Annotated in this window: 2 protein-coding genes; both read right to left on the reverse strand. The window is 36.3% G+C overall.

The features are described from left to right. Window positions 1-75: 75 nt before the first annotated feature. On the reverse strand, window positions 76-816 hold the full coding sequence (locus V7014_RS15280; protein WP_335508297.1) for a LytR/AlgR family response regulator transcription factor: 741 nt from the start codon (window positions 814-816) through the stop codon (window positions 76-78). Then, window positions 791-2,569 (reverse strand): sensor histidine kinase, encoded by a 1,779-nt coding sequence (locus tag V7014_RS15285; protein ID WP_335508298.1) that lies wholly within the window; start codon window positions 2,567-2,569, stop codon window positions 791-793. Before V7014_RS15285 ends, V7014_RS15280 begins: the two co-directional genes overlap by 26 nt. Window positions 2,570-2,731 lie beyond the last annotated feature (162 nt).

The raw sequence follows: 2,731 nt of genomic DNA on the forward strand, positions 1-2,731 counted from the left end.
AGCTGGACGTAGAATCACTTTATTTAAAGTAATCAACAACGAATAATTTATATAATTTCATAAACAATAACAAAACTATAACCCTATTCGTTTTTTTAACTCCTTCGTGTACGTTCTACTAACCGGTACTGAAGCGCCATCTTGCATAATGAGATTATAAGTAGAATGAAACCACGGCTGTAATTCCTTTACTTGATCTAAATTTACTAGAAAACCTCTGTGAACTCTAAACAATGATGTGTACATTAGTTTGCGTTCAAATGCTACTAGCGATTCTGTTGTTTCATATTTCATCGTACTTGTAGCAATGATTGTTTTTCCTTCTTCAGATGATAAGTATAGAATATCTTTCACATTAACTAACGCAATCCGATCCTCTAAATTCACCGCTAATTTCTCAATGGAGTGTCCTTCTTTCTTTCCCTCTTCCGTGATGCCGTATCCTCGCTTACTCTCAATTGTTTTCTTCAACTTCAAGATCGTTTGATGAACTCGATTTTCATCGAATGGCTTTAAAATATAGTCAAATGCACTCAACTCGAAAGCCTTCAGCGCATATTCATCATAAGCTGTTGCAAACACTATTTCCGGTCGATCCACCATACTTTGAAGACGCTCCGCTAAATCTAAACCGCTTTCTTCAGCAAGTTGTATATCGAGAAAAATGACATCCGCATCCATATAAGGTAATTGCTCTATTGCATCTGTCACATTGTCTGCTTCTCCTACAATTTCAATGGCCTTACATCTATTTAATAAATATGTGAGTTCATCTCTAGCTAGCGGCTCATCATCCACTATAAAGGCTCTCAACATCATCTTCACTCCATTTACTCTGTTTTAACGGCAATCGAATTAAGATTCTCGTTCCTTTACCGATTTGACTTAACACTTCAAACGATGCTTCGTCTCCATAGATCTCTTCAATTCGTTGCTTAATATTTCTTAATGCTGTTCCCGTTCCTTTTGGAGAACGTACAGTTGTATTGCCTAAATTCCCTACTTGGTCTTCTGAGATTCCAATTCCATTATCCTCTGTTATAATTACCATTTGTTCATTTTCTAAATAAACACGCACATTCACATTACCTTTCTTCGTCTTAACAAACGCATGATGAATTGCATTTTCTACTAACGGCTGTAACGTAAATGGAGGAATTAGCACTTCTTTCAAAACCGGATCAATATCCATACAAATATGATATTTATCTGGGAATCTAGCTTGCTCTATCGATAAATATGCTTCTACATGCTCTAATTCTTTCGATAGCGGAACAAGCATTTGTCTTGCTCCATGTATATTACTCCTGAAAAATGTGCTTAATTGAATTAATAGACTACGAGCTTTATCAGCATCTTTTCTTACAAGAGTTGATATCGTGTTTAAGCTATTAAATAAGAAATGAGGATGAACTTGCGCATGAAGAGCTTTAATCTCCGCATCTTTCAATAGCTTACGTTGCGACTCTGCTTCCGCTAACTCTAATTGTGTTGAAAATAGTTTACTCAATCCCTCTGCTAATTCTTGTTCGACCGACGTTAAACGAGCAGAATTTGTGAAATACATTTTCAATGAACCAACCGTTTGATGATGAGCATTTAACGGTAATACGATCGCAGCTTGCAAAGGACAATTAGCATGATTGCATCCGATTTCGGTTCGGTCTTTTGCCATTATAATTTGCCCTTGCTCTAATACCTTCTTTGTCAACTTGGTCAAAATATTCTGTTTTTGACTATGATGGTCTCCTCCGACACCAATATGAGCTAGTACCTTCTCATTATTCGTTATCGAAATGGCATCAGCCTTCGTGGCCTCAAAAATAATTTCAGCTACCTTTTGACAAGATTGTTCATTCAAGCCTTTGCGAAAATGCGGTAAGGTTAGTTGTGCAATATGAAGTGCTTTATGAGTTTGAAGTGCTTGTGTACGCTCTTCTTCTGACACCATGGATTTAATAATAATCATAAACATCAATGTTCCAAATCCGTTCATCACAACCATTGGAATAGCGATTATTTCTACTAAATGTAACGCAGCCGAAAAAGGCTTAGCAATCAAAAGGATGAAACCCATCTGAAATATTTCCATAACAATTCCAATAATAACAGCGTTTCTATAAGAAATATTATTCTTTATATCAAATTTCTTACCCAATATGCCTGTCACAGCACCAGCTATTATAGTAGATACTCCACATGCTACCGCCGTAAATCCTCCAAGCGTAAGACGATGTATACCAGCAATTAATCCAACGCCAATCCCTACAATCGGTCCTCCGAGCAATCCGCCAATAGCTACACCCATTATTCTCGTATTCGCTAAAGCGCCTTCAAGTTCCACATTCATTTGCCATAAATGCGAATTAACGAGACCTTCCTCTATTTGAATACCGGTATAATTACTAATCACACCAAAAATACCAAAAATCAAAATTAAAATGACCTTTTCTTTCTTCCCATGCTCATTATGAATCATCTGTCGAAACGATTTTAGCCGCGATAATAGAAATGCAAGAATAACTAACAATCCCACTCTCTCTAACATCAAAGGCAATAATTCAAACATTAGAGCTACCCCTTTATGAATTAAATTTTTGTATAACTATTATACAACAATAATGTAAAACTTTGATTAATAGAGGTTTTCGTTCTTCCTCCATCGATTATTAGTTATATCAAAATTGGCTCTTGAACATAAGAAAAGCGCAAGCGCCCGCTTTGCTCCGTA

Origin of the sequence: Bacillus sp. JJ722, assembly GCF_036963345.1 — a bacterium.
Lineage (GTDB): Bacteria > Bacillota > Bacilli > Bacillales > DSM-1321 > Bacillus_AD.

Excerpts from the sequence above, each read along its gene's own strand:
- V7014_RS15280 (WP_335508297.1), bottom strand. The coding sequence starts at position 816 with ATGTTGAGAGCCTTTATAGTGGATGATGAGCCGCTAGCTAGAGATGAA.
- V7014_RS15285 (WP_335508298.1), bottom strand. The coding sequence starts at position 2,569 with ATGTTTGAATTATTGCCTTTGATGTTAGAGAGAGTGGGATTGTTAGTT.